The 3541-nt window shown below is 62.5% G+C and carries 5 protein-coding genes; 1 reads left to right on the top strand and 4 read right to left on the bottom strand.

Annotated features, from left to right (window positions below):
• Positions 1-191 precede the first annotated feature (191 nt).
• The 3 genes from ilvC to EN984_RS26805 form a co-directional block, all read right to left on the bottom strand.
• A complete protein-coding gene (ilvC, locus tag EN984_RS26815; RefSeq protein WP_013531065.1) occupies positions 192-1211 on the bottom strand; it encodes a ketol-acid reductoisomerase in 1020 nt (339 codons plus the stop codon).
• A 25-nt stretch (positions 1212-1236) separates the two neighbouring features.
• Positions 1237-1890, bottom strand: coding sequence for a TetR/AcrR family transcriptional regulator (locus EN984_RS26810; RefSeq protein ID WP_164749002.1), 654 nt, complete (start codon positions 1888-1890; stop codon positions 1237-1239).
• 147 nt (positions 1891-2037) lie between these two features.
• Entirely contained in the window at positions 2038-2496 is a 459-nt protein-coding gene (locus EN984_RS26805) for a MarR family winged helix-turn-helix transcriptional regulator (RefSeq protein ID WP_127270249.1), read from the bottom strand.
• A 94-nt stretch (positions 2497-2590) separates the two neighbouring features.
• On the opposite strand from EN984_RS26805, the gene EN984_RS26800 reads away from it, so the two are divergent.
• Positions 2591-3316, top strand: a complete 726-nt coding sequence (locus EN984_RS26800; RefSeq protein ID WP_127270251.1) for a glutathione S-transferase family protein — start codon at positions 2591-2593, stop codon at positions 3314-3316.
• A gap of 36 nt (positions 3317-3352) precedes the next feature.
• Here EN984_RS26800 and EN984_RS26795 read toward each other — a convergent pair.
• Positions 3353-3541 (bottom strand): CHAT domain-containing protein (locus EN984_RS26795; protein WP_127384074.1); only part of this gene is annotated, 189 nt, incomplete at its 5' end.

Genomic DNA, 3541 nt, shown 5'->3' with positions numbered 1-3541 from the left:
ATCGGCAGGAACCAACTGATCCAGCGTCACCATCTCGAGCGCGGTCTGTTCAGGGGCGGGTCGCTTCAACATGACCCAGTGAATCAAAAACCCCCAGCAAATGCCAGGGGTTTGTCAGCAGTCTGAACGGCGCCACTTGGCGCCGTTTTTGTTCATGGAAGCCGCTGTTTTCGAGCGCTTGTGGATTTCGCTCAGTTCTTGGCCTTGTCGACCAGCTTGTTCTTGGAAATCCAGGGCATCATCGCGCGCAGCTTGGCGCCGACTTCCTCGATCTGGTGGCTGTCATTGTTGCGGCGGATGCCCTTGAAGCGGGACATGCCGGCGCGGTATTCCTGCATCCATTCCGAGGTGAATTTTCCCGTCTGGATGTCCTTCAGCACGCGCTTCATCTCGGCCTTGGTCTCGGCGGTGATGATGCGCGGACCCGAGACATATTCGCCCCATTCGGCGGTGTTCGAGATCGAGTAGTTCATGTTGGCGATGCCGCCTTCATAGATCAGGTCGACGATCAGCTTGACCTCGTGCAGGCACTCGAAATAGGCCATCTCAGGCGCGTAGCCGGCTTCCACCAGCGTCTCGAAACCGGCCCGGATCAGTTCGACCAGACCGCCGCACAGCACGACCTGCTCGCCGAACAGATCGGTCTCGCATTCCTCGCGGAAATTGGTCTCGATGATGCCCGAGCGGCCGCCGCCGACGCCGCAGGCGTAGGACAGCGCCAGGTCGAGCGCATTGCCCGAGGCATCCTGGTTGACGGCGACCAGGCACGGCACGCCGCCGCCCTTCTGGTATTCGCCGCGCACCGTGTGGCCGGGACCCTTCGGCGCGATCATGACGACGTCGACAGTCGACTTCGGTTCGATCAGGCCGAAATGCACGTTGAGGCCGTGCGCGAAGGCGATCGCCGCACCGTCGCGGATGTTCGGCGCGATCTCGTTTTTGTAGATGTCGGCCTGCAGTTCGTCCGGCGTTGCCATCATCATCAGGTCGGCCCATTTGGCGGCGTCCGCCACGCTCATCACCTTGAGCCCATCGGCCTCGACCTTCTTGGCGGTCGCCGAGCCGGCCTTGAGACCGATGGCGATTTCCTTGGCGCCGGAATCCTTGAGGTTGAGCGCATGCGCCCTGCCCTGGCTGCCGTAGCCGATGATGGCGACCTTCTTGCCCTTGATCAGATTGAGATCGGCATCACGATCGTAATAGACGCGCATTTTGTCTTCCTTCCCGTTTTATGAATCAGAGGCCCTGCGGCCCGGTTTTTGCTCCGAAAAGAGCGAGAAACTGCTGCGTCGCGCGCGCGGCATCGCCGCCGATCGCCGCCTCAGTCAATTTCAGCCGGTCGCCAAGCAGCAGACGGATCTGCACGTCGCGGGCGACCAGCCCGAAAAAGGTGCGGAACGCCGTCTCGGCATCCGCGAAATCCAAAAGTCCGGTCCGTCGGCCGGCCTCAAGCACCGGCTTCAACCGTTTGGCCAATGCGAAGCGGCCGTTCTCAAGCACCACGGCGCCGAGATTGTCCTTGCCCGAACCGGCATGGCTGACCGCCACCCGGTTGAGCGCGATCGAGGTGTCACTGGAGATCACCTTGAGCCAGTCCGAGGCGAAGCGTTCGAGACTTGCGGTCAGGGAGGCAAGATCGAGCCCCTTGCCGTCAACCGGCGCCACCCGCACTTTCGAGGCCTGCCACTGCACCGTCGCCGTCAGCAGCCCGTCACGGTCGCCGAACCATTTGTAGAGCGTTTCCTTGGAGCAGCTGGCGCGGCGCGCCACGGCGGTCATGGTCAGATGATCGCCCTCCTCGACCAGCAGCCGCAACGCCGCGTCGAGCACGGCCTTCTGCCGTTCTGTCAGCGCTTCGCTGGTGTCGATGTCGGGCACGCTGTGCAACACGCTCTTCTCTCGAAAGGTCGGGCCACCGGTCATTCCGGTATGCCGTACCGTACGTTACGGTTCGGCATATTGCGCAATCCGAGGCCGCGCGCAAGAGGGCGGGCGCAAAATATCTGCAAGTGATGCGTTGCCGCGCGACAAGCCTCGCTAATCGGAGGCTGGCGGATGGCGCAATCGTCCAAGCAGTGCGGAGACCCTGGTCAATTCATCCGCCGACAGTTTGGCGCCAACCAGTTCGGTGATCGACCGTCCGTAGACAGCCCACATCTGGCGGCGTGTCTCGCGGCCCTTGGCGGTGATGCGGATGGTCTGGCCACGACCATCATCGGCCACCGTCAGTTTCTCGACGAGCCCATCGGCCTCGAGCCGGGCCAGCAGCCGCGAAATGTTGTATTGCGCGAACAGAGTGCGCTCGATGAGCTGGAACGGCCGCAGCCCGCCCTCGCTCGCCTCAGCGAGCTCATGCAGCACGTCGTACCAGGCAAGCGGCGGCAGGCCGGCGGCCTTCAACGCTTCTTCAGCGCTTTCCATCAGTTGGCGCGAAACGCGCATCAGGCGAGCCCAGGCCTTGATGGCTTCTGGCGAAGGCGTGGCTTTCTCGGTCATGGCCAAGCATAGGCAGTAGATGCATCTGCATCAAGCTTGACGATCGATGCATGTGCATCTATATAGATGCAAATGCATTAACCTTGGAAACCTCATGGCACACAAGCTCATCCTCGTCAGCCATCACCTCTGCCCCTATGTGCAGCGCGCCGCGATTTCGCTGGCCGAAAAGGGCGTGCCGTTCGAGCGCATCGATATCGACCTGGCCAACAAACCGGATTGGTTCAAAGCGATCTCGCCGCTCGGCAAGGTGCCGCTGCTGCGCGTACAGCGAAATGGCGAGGAAACGGTGATCTTCGAATCGGCCGTCATCCTCGAATTCCTTGAAGAGACGCAAGCCAATCCCCTCCACCCTGCCGACCCCTATGCCCGCGCCCGTCATCGCGCCTGGATCGAGTTCGGTTCGGCAACCCTCAACGCCATCGGCCGGTTCTATTCAGCCTCGACCGAAGCTGGCTTCCTGGCCGAATCCAGCGCGCTGTCCGCCATGTTCGATCGCCTCGAAGCCGAGCTGGCGGACGAGCCCGGCGGACCCTGGTTCGCCAGCAGGCACTTTTCGCTGGTCGACGCCGTTTACGGTCCGGTCTTCCGCTACCTCGATGTCTTCGACCGCATCGGTGATTTCGGCATTCTGGACGGCAAACCGCTCGTCCGAGCCTGGCGCAAAGCGTTGAGTGAGCGCCCGTCGATCAGGCAAGCCGTGGCGCCGGACTATCCGCAGCGCCTGCATGCTTTTCTGCAAGCGAAGGGATCGCACCTTTCAGGCCTCATCCGGCAAAACGACCCGGCCACCGCGCTTCGGTCAGCCCGATCCGCTTGAACGGATCGATCGCGGGCAAGCGTTGGCTCGCGGCCGTCAGTTTTCGAACATGACGAAGGCGGCCCATACCCGAGGGTCCTGCGCGCCTGATATCTCGCCGTCGCGGGCATCGCGACGGGCCTGGCGCAGCGCTTCCGGATAAGTCCGCCCGGCGGCGAGATGGCCGTAGAAGCTCACCATGAAGGCAGCGGTTCCCGCATCGTCCACAGGCCAAAGGGTTAGCAA

It is taken from the genome of Mesorhizobium sp. M7A.F.Ca.CA.004.12.1.1 (assembly GCF_003997835.1).
Classification (GTDB): Bacteria; Pseudomonadota; Alphaproteobacteria; order Rhizobiales; family Rhizobiaceae; genus Mesorhizobium.
The sequence above is the reverse complement of the archived record's forward strand: the minus strand, read 5'-3'. Positions and strand labels throughout refer to the sequence as shown.

Bases quoted from the DNA above. Each gene is read 5' to 3' on its own strand.
- ilvC (WP_013531065.1), bottom strand. From the start codon at position 1,211: ATGCGCGTCTATTACGATCGTGATGCCGATCTCAATCTGATCAAGGGC.
- EN984_RS26805 (WP_127270249.1), bottom strand. From the start codon at position 2,496: ATGACCGAGAAAGCCACGCCTTCGCCAGAAGCCATCAAGGCCTGGGCT.
- EN984_RS26800 (WP_127270251.1), top strand. From the start codon at position 2,591: ATGGCACACAAGCTCATCCTCGTCAGCCATCACCTCTGCCCCTATGTG.